Annotated in this window: 13 protein-coding genes; 7 read left to right on the top strand and 6 right to left on the bottom strand. The window is 48.3% G+C overall.

The window, feature by feature from the left end:
- The first annotated feature begins 80 nt into the window (after positions 1 to 80).
- The 4 genes from IFU39_RS09800 (at position 81) to IFU39_RS09785 (ending at position 5689) form a co-directional block, all read left to right on the top strand.
- On the top strand, positions 81 to 539 hold the full coding sequence (locus IFU39_RS09800; protein WP_091017386.1) for a MarR family winged helix-turn-helix transcriptional regulator: 459 nt from the start codon (positions 81 to 83) through the stop codon (positions 537 to 539).
- Entirely contained in the window at positions 536 to 3703 is a 3168-nt protein-coding gene (locus IFU39_RS09795) for an MMPL/RND family transporter (RefSeq protein WP_091017384.1), read from the top strand. The genes IFU39_RS09800 and IFU39_RS09795 overlap by 4 nt, the downstream gene beginning before the upstream one ends.
- 205 nt (positions 3704 to 3908) lie before the next feature.
- Positions 3909 to 4535, top strand: a complete 627-nt coding sequence (locus IFU39_RS09790; RefSeq protein WP_017689264.1) for a GDSL-type esterase/lipase family protein — start codon at positions 3909 to 3911, stop codon at positions 4533 to 4535.
- Positions 4536 to 4627: 92 nt separating this feature from the next.
- Positions 4628 to 5689, top strand: coding sequence for a phosphotransferase (locus IFU39_RS09785; protein ID WP_192132389.1), 1062 nt, complete (start codon positions 4628 to 4630; stop codon positions 5687 to 5689).
- A 113-nt stretch (positions 5690 to 5802) separates the two neighbouring features.
- On the opposite strand, the gene IFU39_RS09780 is transcribed toward IFU39_RS09785, so the two are convergent.
- From IFU39_RS09780 to IFU39_RS09770, 3 genes are all read right to left on the bottom strand, one after another.
- Complete coding sequence (locus tag IFU39_RS09780) at positions 5803 to 6480, bottom strand: tetratricopeptide repeat protein (RefSeq protein ID WP_091017381.1); 678 nt, start codon at positions 6478 to 6480, stop codon at positions 5803 to 5805.
- Positions 6481 to 6494: 14 nt separating this feature from the next.
- Complete coding sequence (locus IFU39_RS09775; protein WP_192132387.1) at positions 6495 to 8483, bottom strand: elongation factor G; 1989 nt, start codon at positions 8481 to 8483, stop codon at positions 6495 to 6497.
- 141 nt (positions 8484 to 8624) lie between these two features.
- Complete coding sequence (locus tag IFU39_RS09770) at positions 8625 to 9500, bottom strand: AraC family transcriptional regulator (protein ID WP_192132385.1); 876 nt, start codon at positions 9498 to 9500, stop codon at positions 8625 to 8627.
- A gap of 191 nt (positions 9501 to 9691) precedes the next feature.
- Between IFU39_RS09770 and IFU39_RS09765 the strand changes: the two genes are divergently transcribed.
- Together IFU39_RS09765 and IFU39_RS09760 are read left to right on the top strand one after the other, a co-directional pair.
- Positions 9692 to 11209, top strand: a complete 1518-nt coding sequence (locus tag IFU39_RS09765) for a tagaturonate reductase (protein ID WP_192132383.1) — start codon at positions 9692 to 9694, stop codon at positions 11207 to 11209.
- On the top strand, positions 11206 to 12720 hold the full coding sequence (locus tag IFU39_RS09760; protein ID WP_192132381.1) for a UxaA family hydrolase: 1515 nt from the start codon (positions 11206 to 11208) through the stop codon (positions 12718 to 12720). The genes IFU39_RS09765 and IFU39_RS09760 overlap by 4 nt, the downstream gene beginning before the upstream one ends.
- Positions 12721 to 12821: 101 nt before the next feature.
- Here the strand turns inward: IFU39_RS09760 and IFU39_RS09755 are convergent, their stop codons facing one another.
- The 3 genes from IFU39_RS09755 to IFU39_RS09745 all read right to left on the bottom strand — a co-directional run bounded on the left by IFU39_RS09755 (position 12822) and on the right by IFU39_RS09745 (position 16965).
- Positions 12822 to 13508 (bottom strand): AlkZ-related protein, encoded by a 687-nt coding sequence (locus IFU39_RS09755; protein ID WP_192132379.1) that lies wholly within the window; start codon positions 13506 to 13508, stop codon positions 12822 to 12824.
- Positions 13509 to 13542: 34 nt separating this feature from the next.
- Complete coding sequence (locus IFU39_RS09750; RefSeq protein ID WP_192132377.1) at positions 13543 to 14499, bottom strand: helix-turn-helix transcriptional regulator; 957 nt, start codon at positions 14497 to 14499, stop codon at positions 13543 to 13545.
- A gap of 438 nt (positions 14500 to 14937) precedes the next feature.
- Entirely contained in the window at positions 14938 to 16965 is a 2028-nt protein-coding gene (locus tag IFU39_RS09745) for a beta-galactosidase (RefSeq protein ID WP_192132374.1), read from the bottom strand.
- 128 nt (positions 16966 to 17093) lie between these two features.
- On the opposite strand from IFU39_RS09745, the gene IFU39_RS09740 reads away from it, so the two are divergent.
- Positions 17094 to 17927, top strand: coding sequence for an AraC family transcriptional regulator (locus IFU39_RS09740; RefSeq protein ID WP_192132373.1), 834 nt, complete (start codon positions 17094 to 17096; stop codon positions 17925 to 17927).
- Positions 17928 to 17937: the final 10 nt, after the last annotated feature.

Below are 17937 nucleotides of genomic sequence, written 5' to 3'. Positions count from 1 at the left end.
GATTGTTTCATTATAGAATAGTTTCACAGAAGAATAGTTCGTTAAGTGAACTATATAGATTCGGGAAAGGAGAATGAAAAATGAATACACCGGATGCTAAAAGTTTGGTGAACCGCTATTTGGATGCTTCCTTTCTGGTCAATAAGCGGTTTGATACCCGGATACGTGAACAAGTGGGGCAGACCATAACGACCGATCAGTTCTGCGCACTTCGTCTGATTGAAGAGAAACCTTCCTGCACACCCTCTGATCTGGCAGAGCTTCTGTGCATAGGCAAGAGCAGCATTACCGCTTTGGTCAACAAGCTGGTGGATCGCGATCTGGTCCATCGCGCCGGGGATGAGCGTGACCGCCGTGTTGTATATCTGACACTGACGGATACCGGACGACAGGTATACAGGGAAACAGAACAGGAAATACAGCAGATTCTGGAGCCGTATCTGGTTCATTTTAAACCGGAAGAGGTTCGAATTTTCATTGAATCTTTTGAGAAGCTTGCAGCTTTGCTAACGCATGAAGGAGGACAGGAGAACGAATGAGAGCGATACTAAAAGCAAGATGGTGGTTAATGGGGCTATGGGTTGTTGTAGCTGCCGTGTTGATGTTTACCGCCCCTAACATGAGTGAACTGATTCGGGAAAAGGGACAGTTTTCGGTTCCGGAAGGGTACTCTTCCACCCAGGCAGCAGCAATTTTGAATGAAGCTGCAGCGCAAAAGGGAGAACAGCAAGGCAGCCAGATCGCTCTTGTATTTTATAATCCGGAAGGTCTGGGTACCACGGGGAAACAAGAGGCAGAGAAGGCTGTTAAAAACTTGGAGGCCGACAAGGAGAAGCTGGGCATTCTGTCCATTCTGGAACCTTTCTCTCAGCCTGAACTTTCAGAGAAGATGATCTCAGCTGATGGCAAAACGATTCTTACATCGCTATCCATTGATCAGGGAGATCGTACGGTCAAGGAAATGCGGGAAGACCTGAATGAAGCATTGAAGTCCGTCAATGTGGAGCACTACATAACCGGTAAAGGTCTGATTGATGAGGACACCATTGAGAGTTCCCAAGAGGGGCTTAAGAAATCGGAATATATTACCGTTGTCTTTATTTTGCTCATTCTGTTCCTGGTCTTCCGTTCGTTTGTAGCTCCGTTTGTCCCGCTGCTGACGGTGGGGATCAGTTACATTGTATCGCAACAGATTGTTGCATTCCTGGTGGATGGGATGGACTTCCCGATATCCACATTTACGCAGATCTTTATGGTCGCCGTCATGTTTGGGATTGGTACGGATTACTGCATCCTGTTGATCAGTCGGTTCAAGGAAGAACTGGCTCATCATGAGAATACGTGGGATGCCATCATTGCGACCTATCGTACTGCCGGTAAAACGGTACTCTTCTCAGCACTAGCTGTGCTGGTTGGATTCATTGCGATCGGATTTGCCCAGTTTATGTTGTACCGCTCTGCGGTTGCCGTAGCTGTAGGTATTGCTGTGATGATGCTCGCCTTGGTGACCATCGTACCATTCTTCATGGCGGTGCTGGGCAAGAAGTTATTCTGGCCGTCGAAGGGTTCACTTGAACATGCGGAGAGCAAGATCTATGGTGCAGCTGGTCGCTTTTCACTTAAACGTCCATGGGCTGCGCTGCTCATCGTTGCAGCGGTCTGTGTGCCTCTTCTGGCAACCTACGATGGCAAACTGTCGTTCAACAGTCTCGATGAGATTGGCGAGAAATATGATTCCGTAAAAGCATTTAACATTATCTCTGACAGCTTCGGTCCGGGTGAATCGCTGCCGGGTCAGATCGTCATCCAGAACGATGAAGCGATGGATAATGCAAAGTATATGGCCGTTGCCGAGAAAATTAGCCGGGAAGTAGAGAAAGTAGCCGGAGTCTCTGGTGTCCGTAGTATGACACGACCTACGGGGGATGAGATTAAAGATTTTGAAGTTACACAGCAAGTCGGAACATTATCGGATGGACTGGGTGAAGGCAAGACGGGTCTGGACAAAATCCGTGATGGTCTGAGTGAAGCCAGCAGTCAGCTAAGTAAAAATGAACCACAGTTAAAAGAAGCTGCTGATGGAGCAGGTGAACTTACTAAAGGAACCTCCCAGTTGCAATCGGGTATCACGCAACTCAGTCAGGGACTTGGGCAGATTGAAAAAGGCATTCGAGATGGTTCCGCAGGTGCAGGGGATCTGAAAGCAGGACTCCAGCAAGCGAAAACGAGTGCAGATCAGCTTGCGCAGGCGAACAATCAGTTGCTTGAAGCCTATCGTCAGGCGGGAGCAGGGGTCGCTGCGCTGGGGGATGGAACCCGCGAACTGGAACAACAGCTGAACGGGGTTTCAACAGCCCTAACGAGTCTGTCCGAATCCTTCACAGCACTTGAAGAGCGTTATCCTGAATTGCAGCAAGATGCTGATTACCAGCGTATCAAAGGCACGATTGGTGAAACCGGTTCTGGCACAGCGCAGCTTGCTCAAGGTTTGGGTCAGATTAAGACCAAGCTTGGAGAAGCCGCAGCTGGAATTAATCAGGCCAATGAAGGGTTTGCCTCCGCAGCAGCCGGACAAAAGGCACTTTCCGATGGCCTGAGCCAGATTGTAACGGGAATCGGTCAGTTGCAATCCGGTCTCAAACAGGCTGCGGATGGTCAGGGTAAAGTGATTAGCGAAATTCCTTCCATTCAGGATGGACTTGGCCAGCTTCAGGGTGGTCAGGAGAAAATTCAGCAAGGCTTCTCCGATCTGAGTGGTCAGCTGACACAACTGACAGATGGATTGAATCAAAGTGTCGATGGTATTAAACAGGTATCCGGGGGACTGGATTCGGCACAGGATTATCTGACCCAACTGCAAAATTCACCTGATTCGGATCTGGCAGGCTGGTACGTTCCTGAAGAAGCACTGAACAACAAAGACTTCACACAGGTGTTTGATACGTATCTGTCCGAAGATCGGAAAACGATGACGATTGATGTTATTTTCGCCGAAAATCCATACGGCACAGAAGCCATTGATCGTGTTCCTGACATTGAGGCGGCAGTACATCGCGCGGTACAAGGCAGTACGCTTGAAAAAGCAGACATCGCCGTAGGTGGCGTTACGAGTACGTTTGCAGATCTGCAGGAGATCTCGAATAACGACTATACACGTACTGTAATGTTGATGCTGGCGGGTACATTCATTATTCTGGTTGTGCTGCTTCGCTCGGTCATTATGCCATTGTATCTGATCGTTTCCTTATTACTGGCTTATTTCACATCGATGGCTTTAACCGAAGTGATCTTTGTTAATATCCTCGGATTTGCAGGCATCAGCTGGGTTACTCCGTTCTTCGGATTTGTCATGCTGATTGCACTTGGTGTGGATTATAGCATCTTCCTGATGGACCGTTTCAATGAGAACAAAGGCATGAAGGTACAGGATGCGATGTTGTACGCGATGAAGAACATGGGAACCGTCATTTTATCTGCAGCGGTCATTCTGAGCGGTACATTTGCTGCGATGTATCCATCCGGTGTTCTCTCGATGATGCAGATTGCCACAGTAGTCCTTAGCGGACTGATCTTGTACTCTCTGCTGTTCCTGCCATTCTTCGTCCCAGTGATGGTGAAGATGTTTGGCCGGGCCAACTGGTGGCCGTTCCCGAACAAGGAACAATCAGATTCCGTTGATTCGGATCGAACCATAGGCATGTAATGCATTGCAATGGATTAGGCTCTGCCGCGTTATGCGGCAGGGCTTTTTTCTTTTTCTTCCTCTACAGAGAAGAAATATGGTTTTATGCAGCAAAAGAAAGGTACATGCCTAAGGACACCATCCCGCGCCTTGTCTTGCCTCTCATCATAAGATATAGAGCAGTTCATTATTGTTCAGAGACATCACAGCAGAGAGGGGCGACGGGATGGTATATCGATATGTGGCTATAGGAGATTCATTAACGGTAGGTACAGGAGCGTTGCTGGGCACCGGCTTTGTTCCTTTATATCGGCGAATGGCAGAAATGAATGTTCGTACGTTTGTATCCATGGAAAATATGGGCGTAAATGGACTGACGTCGGGGGAAATGTTGCAGATGATCTCTTCGCATCCCCGAGTGCGGCAATCGCTCCGTGAAGCGGATATCATTACCATATCTATTGGCGGGAATGATCTGATTCGTACGTTCAAAGCAAGTAATGGCATTCCAAATGCCAGCAAAATGACACAGGTGCTCGGAGAAACCCGCAGTAATGTATCCCAGATCATGCGGCACATTCGGCAGTTAAAGGGTAACCATGAGTATATGGTCCGATCCATCGGATTGTACAACCCGTATCCACAAGCGACGGAAGCTGCCTACTGGGTGCGCCAATATAATTCGTTTTTGAATGGAGCGGGATCAGGCAACTATGCGTGTGCTCAGGTGTATGACAGGTTTGAAGGTCGTGAGCGTGAACTGTTGTTCTGGGACAGAGTGCATCCCAATGCAAGAGGATATCGTGTCATTGCAGAGCAGCTTAATCGGACGGGATATTATCCGTTCTCTTGATCACTTTGGAACAGAACTAGACCGAGCGATGGACTTCCTTTAAGATAAATAGAAGACAGTTCCATTTTGTGAGATAAAGGGGTTAATTTTTGGTGCAAAATATCGATTCCGGTTTCCTCCATCCTTCAGAGCAGCAACGTATATCCGAAGTGTTGGCCTCATATGGTTTCACATCGGACTGGAAAGGTGAGCGTGGAAAGGGTGGGATGAATAATTCTACCTACATGCTCCATATAGACGGGACGAGTTACGTCATGAGACAATATGAGACACATAATGATCCGATGAAAATCACCTTTGAACACGAGGTGTTGGAAGCCCTCCAACATTCGAACTTTAAGTTTGATACTCCTTCACCTGTTAGACTGTTATCTGGCGAGGGAGATACATTCCTTCCTGTAAAAGATCCCCTCACAGGTCATACCAAAATTGCAACGCTGTTTCATTATCGGGAAGGTGTCAATCCCATCTGGCATAAGCCAGACCAATTATTTGGCCTCGGTAAAGCGGCGGGGGCCCTGTCTTCTGTTATGGCAACGCTGGATATACCCCTTGATCCTGTATATCCACCGTACTATCGAATTCAGGATTCGTATCCGCTCTGTTCACCAGAACGATTATTACAGCTATGTGCATCGCCGCCGGAGCAATTGGTCGCATGTGCGCATGAGCTGAAACAACTGAGGGATGGGCTACCAGATCTGTTTGAAGCTCTGCGGGGAATGGAACAGTTGCCGCATCAATTGGTCCATGGAGACGTGAATGCTTCGAATGTATTGGCAGATCAGCAGGATGGTGAAATCTGTGCCATTTTGGATTTTGAATTTGCGACATGGGATTTGCGGGTCATGGAGTTAGCTGTTCCAATGTCTGACCTTCTGACCATGGACAAGAGTGAAGATTGGATGTGGCAGGCACAGGAGGGACTGATCAGGGGATTTCGGGAACAGGTCAGCCTGGAACCGGAAGAGTTGCTGGCCATACCTCGATTGATTTTGCTGCGCAGTCTGGATGTGGTCATGCATTTCATCAGTCGGATGTTTGAAGGTACAGATGAGCCGGAAGTGGCTGTGGAGCAGATTGTGAAACTCAAACTGCGGATGGACTGGATGCGTCTTCATGAAGAACGACTGCGTGAGATATTGGTGTATTAATATCGTTGTTAAGAATAAAGTGCACTGGTTCTGCTCATACGAGGGCAGAGATCAGTGCACTTTTATTGGTTAGCAGAGTGATATATGCAAATTACAGCGCATAGCGGATGAAATTATAATCCACGTTTGCGGAACCAACTGCGGACAGCCCAGCGGCGCTCCTGACGTTTCTTGTATTTGGGTAACGAACGATAGACGTTCAACGATTGCTCGTAAGCCTGCTTCGCGTCTGCATTGCGCCCAAGGGAACGGTGAACCGAGCCAAGCAGATAATAAGCTTCACTGGAAGAGGAATGAATCTCCTGAAACTGATGCACATAATCCAGCGCTTTGTCCTCATGCGTATCTTTGAAGGCTCCAGCAAGGGTTAGGTATGGACGTCCGTACTTGACTCTGGGGTTGATCTCGAGGGCTTGCAAAATATGACGTTCGCCTTTTTCGATGTTGCCCAGATGAAGCTCAGTCGTTCCTAGTGCCTCCCAATACTCAGCCGATTGTTCGTATGGGCGCTCCAATTCAAGCAATAACGTATGTGCCTCATTGTAACGCTTGCGCTCAATCAGCAGGCGAGCCAGCTCCAGCTTGGAAGAAACTTCATTGGGGCTCATAGCAAGTTGTTGCCGAAGCCGGGAGATGTTACGCATACGTTTCAGAGGTTTCGTGAAGCTTGGGAATACGCCAACATAGCGACGATCCAGGAAATACAGTATAACGAGTAAAATGAGGATGGCAATGAACGGATTACCTACAATCCGCCATAGAAGGCCAAAGATAAGAAATTTAATAAGCACAGGTTCAACTCCATTTATGATGTAATCGCGTTTCGTACACTTAAAATATACTTCGATTGATCCAGTGGGTTAACTCCTCTGCGCTTGCGAGCATGAGTCACATCCGTAGGACAATCCTGATATCCGGCAAACGAAGTCGTAAGCACCCCGCGGCCACTTGTCTCGGAACGCAGTTTCACCGGATAATCCATTGAGGTGGCAAGAGGCATAACTCCTTCAATAATACAACGTCCGCTACCAATGACGGGGGCTTCGAAGGTTGCCCGCATATGTACCAGATCGCTAAGGGCCTTACCACCGTATTCTTCGGGGACCGTCAGCCGGAACTGAAGAAGGGGTTCCAGCAACGTGGTACCTGTTCTCGACAATCCATCCATGATTCCCATAGGCGTGGCTACAACAAAATCCAGCGGATGTGTATGCCAGACATGATGTTCCCCTTCTACCAGCGTGATGCGCAGATCGGTTACTTCCCAACCGAGCATACCTTGAGACAAGGCTTCCGGAATACGTCGTTCAACTTCATTTTGATAACGTAATAGCAGATCGTCTGTCCTTACGGTCGAGGCATAGATCAGACCGCTTCCGCGAGGCAAAGGTTCAATCTTGAAGCGGAGGACGGCCCAGCAGGGCTTAGGCATCGTATAGGCGATGTAACCTTCTCCGGCTGTACGGGGTGTCTCCTTATAGATGACGGATGGCGGATCAAACACGACATCCAATCCGAAACGACTCAGCAACAGGCTGGATAAAATCTCAAGCTGAATGGTTCCCATGACCTTGAGATGCAGTTCTCGTTCCTCCGGCAACCATTGCAGGTCGAGTAAGGGATCTTCATCCGTCAACTCTTGCAATGCTGCAACAAGATCGGGGTACTGTGCCGGGTCCTTGCCATGTACTTGTACGGTCAGCAAAGGTACAGCCATCTGTGGCAGAGGAGGTACACCCTCAGGATTGCCGATAATGTCACCCACATGTGTGTCACTCAGTCCGTACAGCACAGCAATCTGTCCCGCGTGAACGGCACCGGTATCCGCCCATTTCCGTCCATCCATGCGGCGAATCTGTGTCACTTTCTCTTCAAGCTCCCGCGTCGAATTATGGATGGTATCCCGATTGTGTAAGCTGCCACCATACATACGGACGTAAGCCGTGCGTCCCATTGTGCGGTCACGTTCAATCTTGAACACAACACCCGATACGGGAGAATCCACAGGTTGGGCAGGTGGCGGCAGAAAAGCAAGGACCGCGTCCAGCAATGCCGTGACGCCAATTCCTTTGCCGGAAGCACCATAACACACGGGGAAAAGCTCACCCTGATGCACATACCGCAGGAATGCTTCATTCAGATCCCTTTGCGATAACGGAGTCTCCTGGATGTAGGCTTCCATGACCTCTTCGTCCAGCTCGGCAAGTATCTCGACCAGACCTGGAATGGAAGGTGTCCCATCGGACAGAGAATCTTGATTCGGGTTCCATAGGGAGTCGATGCCATGAAATGAATCTTCATGGAGCTGATACGTTTGGATTTCGCATGCGAAAGGGGACAGGGTGGAACGAATCTGCTCCATGACTGCTGGGGCAGATGCGCCAATCCGATCCATTTTATTAATATAAATGATGGTTGGGATGCGAAGTGAACGAAGGGCATGCCAGATGGCTTCACTCTGGGACTGAATGCCTTCAACTGCCGACAGAATGAGAATAGCGCCATCCATTACCCGTAGCGTTCGTTCTACTTCGGAGCTAAAATCAATGTGACCAGGCGTATCAATGAGGTCAATGATGGTGTTCTTCCAGATCAGAGAGGTCATGGCTGCCTGAACGGATATGCCACGTTCTTTCTCAATGTCCAGGGAGTCTGTGGCTGTTGTTCCATCATCTACACGTCCCGGACTGCGGACGACACCACTCTCAAATAACATATGCTCGGTGGTTGTTGTTTTCCCCGCATCCACATGGGCGAAGATGCCAATATTCCTGCGATTCAATTCGTTTAACATGGAATGCTAAGCTCCTCTGACAACGGAATGCAATGTTTCCGACAAGTAATAATCCAGATTATCATACCACATCTTCCATATGGAAGAATATGTGGATATATATGATTAGATCCAGGAACCTACGTCCAGTCTGGTTCTATTTTAACGAGAACTGTTCATGGTTCTGCGGTATGCTGCGGGGGTTGTACCGGTTAATTTTTTGAATTGACGGTAAAAATGGGGCAGACTGTCGAACCCGCAAGCATCGGCAACGGCTGCCATCGTCTCATCACCTTGGGCCAGATGCTCTTTCGCCATAATAACCCTTCGTGCTAATGCATAATCCGTTAGAGTCATACCCGTGTATCGTTTGAATGCACGACTGAAATGGGCAGGGGATACAGAGGCGTACTGCGCCAGTTCAGGGAGGGACAGGCCACTCCGAAGGTTATCGTCAATATGAGAGATCGTAGAAGAGAGCCATGAGGGACCCGGAGCGGATTTACCAGGATTCGCAGGTCCCGCTGCTTCCAGACGTTCCAGAAAAATGAGTAACAGTTGCAGTCTTAACAGGGCCGCATGTGCGCTTAGATGATGACCGAGCTGGAATTCGGTCTGAATATCATCAATGAGGGCGGCCACCTCTGATTGCTCCTCTGTGTTCAAATGCCTCTTATACACACGTTGTTTACGACAACGTTCAAACAGGCTTAGCAAGGAAGAAGCAGCGCCTCCGGCGGTCGATGCCAGTAAGCCCGGGCTGAAGAACAATGCGGAAGATGTGACAGGATTGCCTGCATCCGGCAAGGCTCGATGAACCGTGCTGCCCGGTATAATGAACAGATCGCCTTCCTGCATATTCTCAAGTCCTGTATCAATAAAGATGCTTCCCTGTCCACGATATACATAGATAATTTCATGCCAGTCGTGAAGGTGATCTGGCAACTCGTTCTGAGGGGATTTGGTGTCGCTGTACACCAGGCGGAACGGAATACCGGATTCTGCTTGAATAGTGGTGCGAACAGGTGAACGTTCCATAAAGCTCCTTTCCAGACGATCGTCTTCAACGGGATGTTATACCTGGTCATGAGAGAGTATATTTACCGCAATATAAGCAATTTAATTTCCTTTTATTGATGATACAATGAATTTAAAGCGTTTACAATAAAAGGGTGCAGAGCCTTCGAGCTGCATTCCGACAGTACAAATAATCGATGAGGTGAGTGTCCATGTCGGCAAGCACGAAACGGCCAAGGTTGAAGCTGAATTTACTGGGGAGCGATGGTCAGCGCAAGTGCAAGGAGATTATGGAGCGTCCCGTGAAGGTTTTGCAGATTGGAGAAGGTAATTTCTTGCGGGGATTTGCAGACTGGATGCTTCATGAGAGTGCCAGACAAGGCAAATTCCATGGAAGTGTAGCCGTTACCCAACCACGACCGGGAGGCAAAGCCAAGCTGGAGCAGATTCGTGATCAGGACGGATTATATACGATGATTACGCGTGGTCTGTCTCAAGGAAAGCCAGTTGAGCGGACAGAGTTGATCTCCATTTTCTCACAGTGTATCAATCCGTATGAGGAATGGGATGCCTTTCTGAACTTGGCGGAACTGCCTTCACTTGAGTTCGTTATTTCCAATACAACCGAATCAGGATTGAAATATATGCAGACAGATTATATCGAGGGTGAACCGGTCCAATCATTTCCGGGGAAATTAACGGTTTTCCTGCATCAGCGATATTTGAAATTTGATGGTGATCCATCCAGAGGTTTGATTCATCTGCCATGCGAGCTGCTTGAACGCAATGGTGATGTGCTGCGCAGTTGTGTCCTCCGTCATAGTGAGGATTATGGGTATTCGGATGGTTTCCGTTCATGGATCGAGAACCATAATCACTTCTTGAATAATCTGGTAGATCGAATCGTAACAGGTGCGCCGACCCAGGAGGAAGCTGATTCCCTGACAAATCGCTGGGGGTATGAGGACCAGTTGATTAATACGGCAGAGCCATATCATTTCTGGGCCATTCAGGGTGATGAATCATTGGACAAAAAACTTCCTCTCAAGCAGGCAGGTCTCAATGTACATTGGGTGAAAGATCTGAAGCCTTTTCAGGTACGCAAGGTTCGTATTTTGAATGGGGCGCATACCTTAATGTCATCCCTCGGCATTCTGCAAGGCAAGCAGCATGTGAGAGAAACGATGGAAGATCCACATTTTGGCACATGGATCAGGGAAGCTGTTCATCAGGAGATCGTGCCTGCTCTGGATATGCCCGATCATCAGCTGGACCAGTATGCAGAAGAAGTGTTCGAACGGTTCCTTAACCCATATATTGATCACAAATTGCAAGATATTGCTTTGAATACGATCGGAAAATTCAAGGTGCGTGTGCTGCCTACACTTTTGTCTTACGAGCAAAATCAGGGAAGTTGGCCAGAACGATTAATTCATGGATTTGCTGGATTATTGTGTCTCTATCGTCCGGTAAATACGCCAGAAGGTTACAAGGCACAACGACTGAATGGGGAAGATATTCTGCTGCGGGATGACCCGGATGTCCTGGCTGCTTTGGCTGCACACTGGGAAGGTTATGACACGCTTAACAGGAATCAGAAGCAACTGGATGACCGGGTAGCGGCTGTGTTGTCGGATACCTTGATCTGGGGCGAAAATCTGGATGCAAGAGAAGGACTGCGTGCAGCACTTGTTAATGAAATCGGTTTGTTGGAAGGTGAAGGGAAATGAACACAACAAGTACAATCAATGACTGGATTGCCATTCAACCACAGGATGACGTCATTATAGCGCTTCGGGATTATGCCAAAGGAGAACAAATTACACTACCAGAGGGAGTTTCTTTTAATTTGCTGGATGACGTGCCCAAAGGGCATAAGATTGCTGTGCATACGCTGGCACCGGGCGATGATGTGATGAAGTATGGTTTCTCCATCGGGATTGCCCAAGAGCAGATCGAGCAGGGAAGCTGGATTCATAGTCACAATCTGAAGACGGGTCTGCACGGATTGCTTGAATATGAGTACCAACCGGGAGTCCAGATTCAGACAGACATGCCTCCGGAACATCTGTGCTCATTCGATGGATATTTGCGTCCCAATGGTGAAGCAGGTATCCGTAATGAGATCTGGATTGTCAATACGGTCGGGTGTATCAATAAAGTGTGTGAAGCTTTGGCACGTATGGGTCAGTCCCAGTTTGGAAGCCGGATAGATGGTGTATTTCACTTTCCACATCCATTCGGGTGCTCACAGCTTGGTGATGATCTGAAGTATACACAACAGTTGCTGGCCTCCTTGGTGGAGCATCCGAATGCAGGAGGCGTGCTCGTCATCGGTCTGGGCTGTGAGAACAATCAGGTCGATGAATTCCGTGAGTGTATTGCTCCGGAATACCGCGGCAAAGTACGGTTTCTCAAAGCACAGGAAACGGATGACGAGCTTGAGGAAGGGCTTCGACTGATGGAAGAACTTGTGGAGATCGCTGAACATGAACAACGGCAGCCGCTTCCGCTCAGCAAACTCAAAATTGGTTTGAAGTGTGGTGGTTCCGATGGTTTATCTGGCATTACAGCCAATCCACTGGTCGGTGCTGTTGCTGATATGTTGGTTGCTGCCGGGGGTACGGCTATTCTGACGGAAGTTCCGGAGATGTTTGGTGCGGAGACGATCTTAATGAACCGAGCTGCCAATGAGCAGGTATTTCACGATTTGGTGGACCTTGTGAACGGCTTCAAGCAATATTTTGTTAACCATGGCCAGAACATCTATGAGAATCCTTCACCTGGGAATAAGGCTGGTGGCATCACAACACTAGAGGAAAAGTCACTTGGATGTACGCAAAAGGGAGGACGTTCTTCCGTTGTCGACGTTCTGCGCTATGGCAAACGTGTAACTCAAACCGGTCTGAACATTGTAGAAGCACCTGGTAATGATCTGGTGTCTGTAACGGCACTGTCTGCGGCGGGTGCCCATATTGTGCTCTTCACAACAGGGCGGGGGACTCCCTTCGGAGGTCCGGTACCTACCGTCAAGATTGCGACCCAATCCGATCTGGCGAATCGCAAAAAACACTGGATTGATTTCAACGCAGGCCAGCTGTTGGAGGGGCAGACGATGGATGAGGTGAAAGTACAGCTGTTCAGCCAACTGATTGACATTGCTTCCGGACGGTCACACACACTCAGTGAGCAGCATGGATTCCGGGAAATTGCCATATTCAAGGATGGCGTAATTCTCTAAATCCATTGTCGATGGGTGCTGTTAATCGTCTGGGTTACATTATATGGTGAACCACAGCCAATTCCGGTTGAAATTTGCACGACAACCGGAATTGGCTTTATTTAGATTCCACGGATGCCAAGTGCTTTGGTAATACTTGATAATGCGGCGGATGATGCGTGTTGCTGCAGTTGCGTAACCAGCAGTTCACGTGCTTCTACTGCGCTGCCTTCAAATGGCTTAATGTCATGACGTTGCATCCAGTGATCTGCGGTTTCATATGCGGAGCTGTTCCATGCAACTTTGCCTTCTGCGAGCCCCTCTTTTTCTTTGGTTCCACTGATCACAATGGCTGCACAGCCCTGAAGGTCCAGAAGTCCACGGTCAAATGTTTTTTTGTCCTCTTTTGCCCCGAAACCGGCTTGTGATCGCAAGGCACGTCCATCAATGCCTTCCTGTTCTGCAACTAACGCATGGAGTTTGAACGCTTCACGGGAGAGCAGACCCGCTTCATACTGTTCCTTGATGGTTCTGGAGTCAGCAAGCAGTCGGTGTACCCAAGGGAAGTATTCAGATGAGACAAGAAGCGCTTTCTTTTTGATAAATTTTCCATATGCAGCAATGCCCTCCTCAGCCAGGCGTGAACGCCATAACCAGGGATCGAATTCATCATCCTTGTGCCAATTTTCTTTGGGGGTTAGCGATGATAGAGAAGGATATTCGGCAAATAGTGGAGCCAGAGGCAGCAGCCCTATAGACTGGATACGCTGTACTGCTTCTTCGTACGTTATAACGGCTTCATATGTCATGATATCAGTAGGCTCCTTTTTTTGTGTAGTCAAGCTACGACTTGGTTGAAGCAAGGTATCTCCGGCTTACTTCCTCGGCATGCTGACGAATCTCACTGCGAAGTTGGAGGGGTTCGATCACTTCGGCTTCACGTCCCAATCGGTAAAAGAATCGTACGGCCCAGTCCCATTCCCCTGGAGGACAAAGGAATGATAATTCCCAGAGATCCGGGGCAATTTCAATCATCTTCTCACCAATATGCTCGTCCTGTTCGGCTTCAATCATTCCCCGATAACTCAGTTGTGCCTTAACCAGGGTTGGCGGCTGTTCTGGAGGGATCGGCTTGCTCTGCTGTTGATCCACCTGTTCGTTAAGCACCTGTGCATCCTTTGGTTCGATCGCTTTGACATCGATAATTCGGTCAACCCGGAACAGACGCTGTTCACCATGTTCGAGGGAATATGCTTCACAGTACCAGAAGCCGGAGGAAGCATATACCCGTGTGGGACAGATATGCAACCATCGCTGACGCGATACGGAGCGATACAGCACACTGAGCCACCCGTGTTCGGGTATGCATGCCAGCAATGCGTCCAGATGAGGAAGAATGTAATTGCGGTCTGGAATATGATGATGCAGCTGTTTGAGCATGGGATCAATTCGCGACATAATATCATCCGGAATGATGGCCTTAACTTTGTTCATCAGGGTCCAGCGTTTCTCATGAAAGGGTGTGTCGGCGTAGCGACTTAGACCTTCAAGAGCGAATAGGAGCGTCGCTGCTTCTACCGGGTCCAGCTGTAATGGGGGTAATACGTAACCCTCCATCAGTCTGAAACCGCCTCCCGGACCGGAAATGGCAATAATGGGCACATTCATCTCGGAGAGGGACTGAATATCCCGAAGAATCGTGCGACGGGAAACTTCAAATTTCTCACCTAATGAGTGTGCCGTTTCGTGACCATGCTGTAATGCCATTACGATGGCAGCAAGCCGATTTGTTCTGTTCATGTCAGCCACTCCGTTTCGATCTGCGCCGCCGGAAAGTGAAGTCGTAGTTATATTTCTATTGTAACAAAGAATAAGTGACATCATGAGTGTCACCAATATTTGAACTGTTCATTATTTTATAATGGATCAGCATCAGGATTCACAAGCATGTTCCGGCAGGCTTTGTTAAAATGTGTTTCTCGTCCAATTCGCTTTGCATACTGATATTTCCTTCTATCAAAAATACCACAGATCATGCCAAAAACCCGCATCCGGTGTAGATGGATACGGGAAGTAGCAGCTTTTGGCTTACAGAAGACGATAAAGGTCTGAAATCTATACCAATATCCTCGCTGAAGACAATAACAAGTATAAAAGGAATGAATATGTGACACTTTGTATCACGGGTATTTCTATCACATTATATTATTCCGAATGATTTCAATGAAGTGAAATCGCTTATTTCATTTCGAGCAGTTGCACTCCACGGGCTTCAATCTCAACACTTCCCGAAAGCTCACGATTGGTGAGCAGATCATGTGCTTTAGCTGTTCCCAGATCATAGGATTGCGTGGTTGCGTTATGGTTCATGACAAACAGGTACGGTTTACCTTCTTTGGTTCGTGCGCTTACTTCAACACCTTCTGGTGTCTCAAGCAAGGACTCTACGTTCTTGGCTGCTGCAAGCTGTCCCAGCAAACCATCCAGGAAGCGCTCATCCGGGTCGGATGCAACGTACCAGGCTTCACCTTGACCAAAGGTATTACGTGTAACAACAGGCATGCCTTTATAAAAGTCGTCTCCATACTCCGCGATGACTTCGGCTCCTTCACTGTGCAGCAGGTCACACAGCATGCCGCAACCATACTCTCCTTGAAGATCACCGTACGTTTCTTTGAGGACAATGCGGTTCTTTTGCTCAGGCAGCAGGGCATCGATCTCTTCCACCCAGATTCCGAGCAGTTTACGGAGTTCTCCCGGATATCCACCTGTAGTCACGAGATCGTTCTCGTTCACAATGCCACTGAAGAAGGTCGTCAGGAATGTTCCACCTGCTTCAACATACTTCTCCAGTTTGGTGGCAAACCCTGGTTTTACCATGTAAAGGACAGGGGCAAGGACAATGTCGTATTTGCTTATATCCGTATCCACACTGATGATATCTACCTGGATGTTGCGACGGAAGAAGGCTGCATAGTATTTATGGATCTGATCCACATAGTTCAGGGCAACCGTAGGTCCGCTTGATTTTTCGATGGCCCACCAGTTATCCCAGTCGAACACAATCGCTACTTTGGATTCAACAGATGCATCCAGCGTGGTATCTCCAAGGATCTGCAATTCCTTACCCAACTCAGCGACTTCGCGGAATACACGTGTGTTCTCATGCCCAGCATGCTCAATAACTGCACCATGATACTTCTCACAGGCACCGATGGAGCGGCGAAGCTGGAAGAACATAATGGTATCGGCCCCGTGCGCAACAGATTGATAACTCCACAGACGCATGACACCTGGACGTTTCAGTGAGTTATACGGCTGCCAGTTCTGCTGACTTGGTGTTTGCTCCATCAGCATGAACGGTTGACCATCCTTCAATCCGCGCATAAGGTCATGAGCCATTGCCGTGAAGCTGACAGGAGTGGCGAGACCAGGATAACTGTCCCAGGAGACGATATCCAAATATTTTGCCCATTTGAAATAGTCCAATTGTTTGAAGAATCCCATCAGATTGGTAGTAACGACGGAGTCCGGAATATGTTTTTTGATCGCATCGTATTCCAACAGATAACAATCCAGCATGCCGTCGGAGTTGAAGCGAGAGTAGTCCAGCGAGATGCCCTGGAACGTTGAATTATTGTTACCCCAATGTTCGCTCAGGTTGCTTGGTAATACAATCTCGTCCCAATCGTAGAAGGTATGCCCCCAGAAATTTGTGTTCCATGCTTTGTTGACCTGTTCCAGAGTCTGATAGCGTTCTTTCAGATACACGCGGAACGCTTTCTCACAGTTGTCACAGTAACACTCACCGCCATATTCATTGGAAATGTGCCATACGAGAACCGCAGGGTGATCCTTGTATCGTTCGGCCAGTTTATCTGCAATCTTCTCAGCGTATTTGCGATAGGTCGGGCTGTTGGGACAGGAATTATGGCGCCCACCGAATTTGCGTTTGCGTCCATCGGCATCCACACGAAGCACGTCTGGATATTTCTTCGCCATCCAGGCCGGATGGGCAGCCGTACTCGTTGCAAGGCATATATAGACACCATTTTCATATAAACGATTAATTAGTTGGTCGAGTTCTTCAAAACGGTAAGTAACTTCATCAGGCTGAATCAGTGCCCATGAAAATACGTTGATTGTGGCAATATCAATGCCTGCCAATTGGAACATGCGCAGGTCTTCAAGGTGGGTTTCGTGATCCCACTGTTCCGGGTTATAATCGCCCCCGTAGAACATTTTGGGCAGTTTGCTGCTAATCAATGTGTTCACCTCTTGTATAAGAATAATCCTATACTATATGATACATATGACTTTTAAAATATAATAAAAGTAATGACTCATATAAGAATACGGAAGTTTATTTCAGCTTATACCCAAGGAGGCATCCCATGTTTATCTCCCCCCGACATCAACGATATTTCATGACATCACGTGATCAGCCGCTGCCCCTTTATATTGAGAGCCTGGGTTATAACGGCAATCAGGAGAAGGTGTCAAGACCTGTGGGGTATCCCTGTTACCACTGGCTTCAGACCGTGAAGGGAGCCGGAGAATTCAAGTTTGCCGGGTCCACGGTCATACTGGGGGAAGCATCAGGTATTTTGCTGCCACCGAATGAACCGCATGAATATGTGCGCGCCCAAGGAGAGTGGGAGACCCTTTATATTACATTTGGCGGTTCCCAGTGTCCGGCAATCTTGGAGCCACTTAGTCTGGGTGAAGCGGCGTTCCATCAGTGGGAGCAGAGCAGTCCGTTCAACGATTACGGCCAGGAAGTGCTGAATTCAATCAGAAGTGATCAGGATTTGTCGGGACTCGAGGCGTCAGCGGATATATACCGATTTTTGATTTTGCTCAAAAAACATGGCATGACGGGCAATCGGTCTTCGATCTCTCATGCCGTGGAGAGACTCGCTCCGCTCATTGCATTCATGGAACAGCATTATGCGAATCCTGAGATTGGTCTCGAACATATGGCTGACGTCACGGGGATCTCATCCAGACATCTGAACACCTTGTTCAAGCAGTCCTTTGGCATGACAGCCTACAGTTATTTCATTTTGCTGCGCATTCGCAAAGCCAAGGAAATCATGACCGCAGACCATAGACCCACGATTAGAGAAACTGCAGTTAGGGTAGGGTTTCGCGATGCAAGCCATTTTGTAGCAACCTTTCGCAGGATTGAGGGGGTGACTCCTGAACAGTTCCGTAATTTGTACTAACATGTACCCA

Origin of the sequence: Paenibacillus sp. CFBP 13594 (assembly GCF_014842675.1) — a bacterium.
GTDB lineage: Bacteria > Bacillota > Bacilli > Paenibacillales > Paenibacillaceae > Paenibacillus > Paenibacillus amylolyticus_B.
This window is presented reverse-complemented; position numbering and strand designations above follow the sequence as displayed.

Coding starts and splice junctions, on each gene's coding strand:
- IFU39_RS09765 (WP_192132383.1), top strand. CDS start 9,692: ATGTCGGCAAGCACGAAACGGCCAAGGTTGAAGCTGAATTTACTGGGG.
- IFU39_RS09795 (WP_091017384.1), top strand. CDS start 536: ATGAGAGCGATACTAAAAGCAAGATGGTGGTTAATGGGGCTATGGGTT.
- IFU39_RS09800 (WP_091017386.1), top strand. CDS start 81: ATGAATACACCGGATGCTAAAAGTTTGGTGAACCGCTATTTGGATGCT.
- IFU39_RS09740 (WP_192132373.1), top strand. CDS start 17,094: ATGTTTATCTCCCCCCGACATCAACGATATTTCATGACATCACGTGAT.
- IFU39_RS09750 (WP_192132377.1), bottom strand. CDS start 14,499: ATGAACAGAACAAATCGGCTTGCTGCCATCGTAATGGCATTACAGCAT.
- IFU39_RS09790 (WP_017689264.1), top strand. CDS start 3,909: ATGGTATATCGATATGTGGCTATAGGAGATTCATTAACGGTAGGTACA.
- IFU39_RS09770 (WP_192132385.1), bottom strand. CDS start 9,500: ATGGAACGTTCACCTGTTCGCACCACTATTCAAGCAGAATCCGGTATT.
- IFU39_RS09760 (WP_192132381.1), top strand. CDS start 11,206: ATGAACACAACAAGTACAATCAATGACTGGATTGCCATTCAACCACAG.
- IFU39_RS09755 (WP_192132379.1), bottom strand. CDS start 13,508: ATGACATATGAAGCCGTTATAACGTACGAAGAAGCAGTACAGCGTATC.
- IFU39_RS09775 (WP_192132387.1), bottom strand. CDS start 8,483: ATGTTAAACGAATTGAATCGCAGGAATATTGGCATCTTCGCCCATGTG.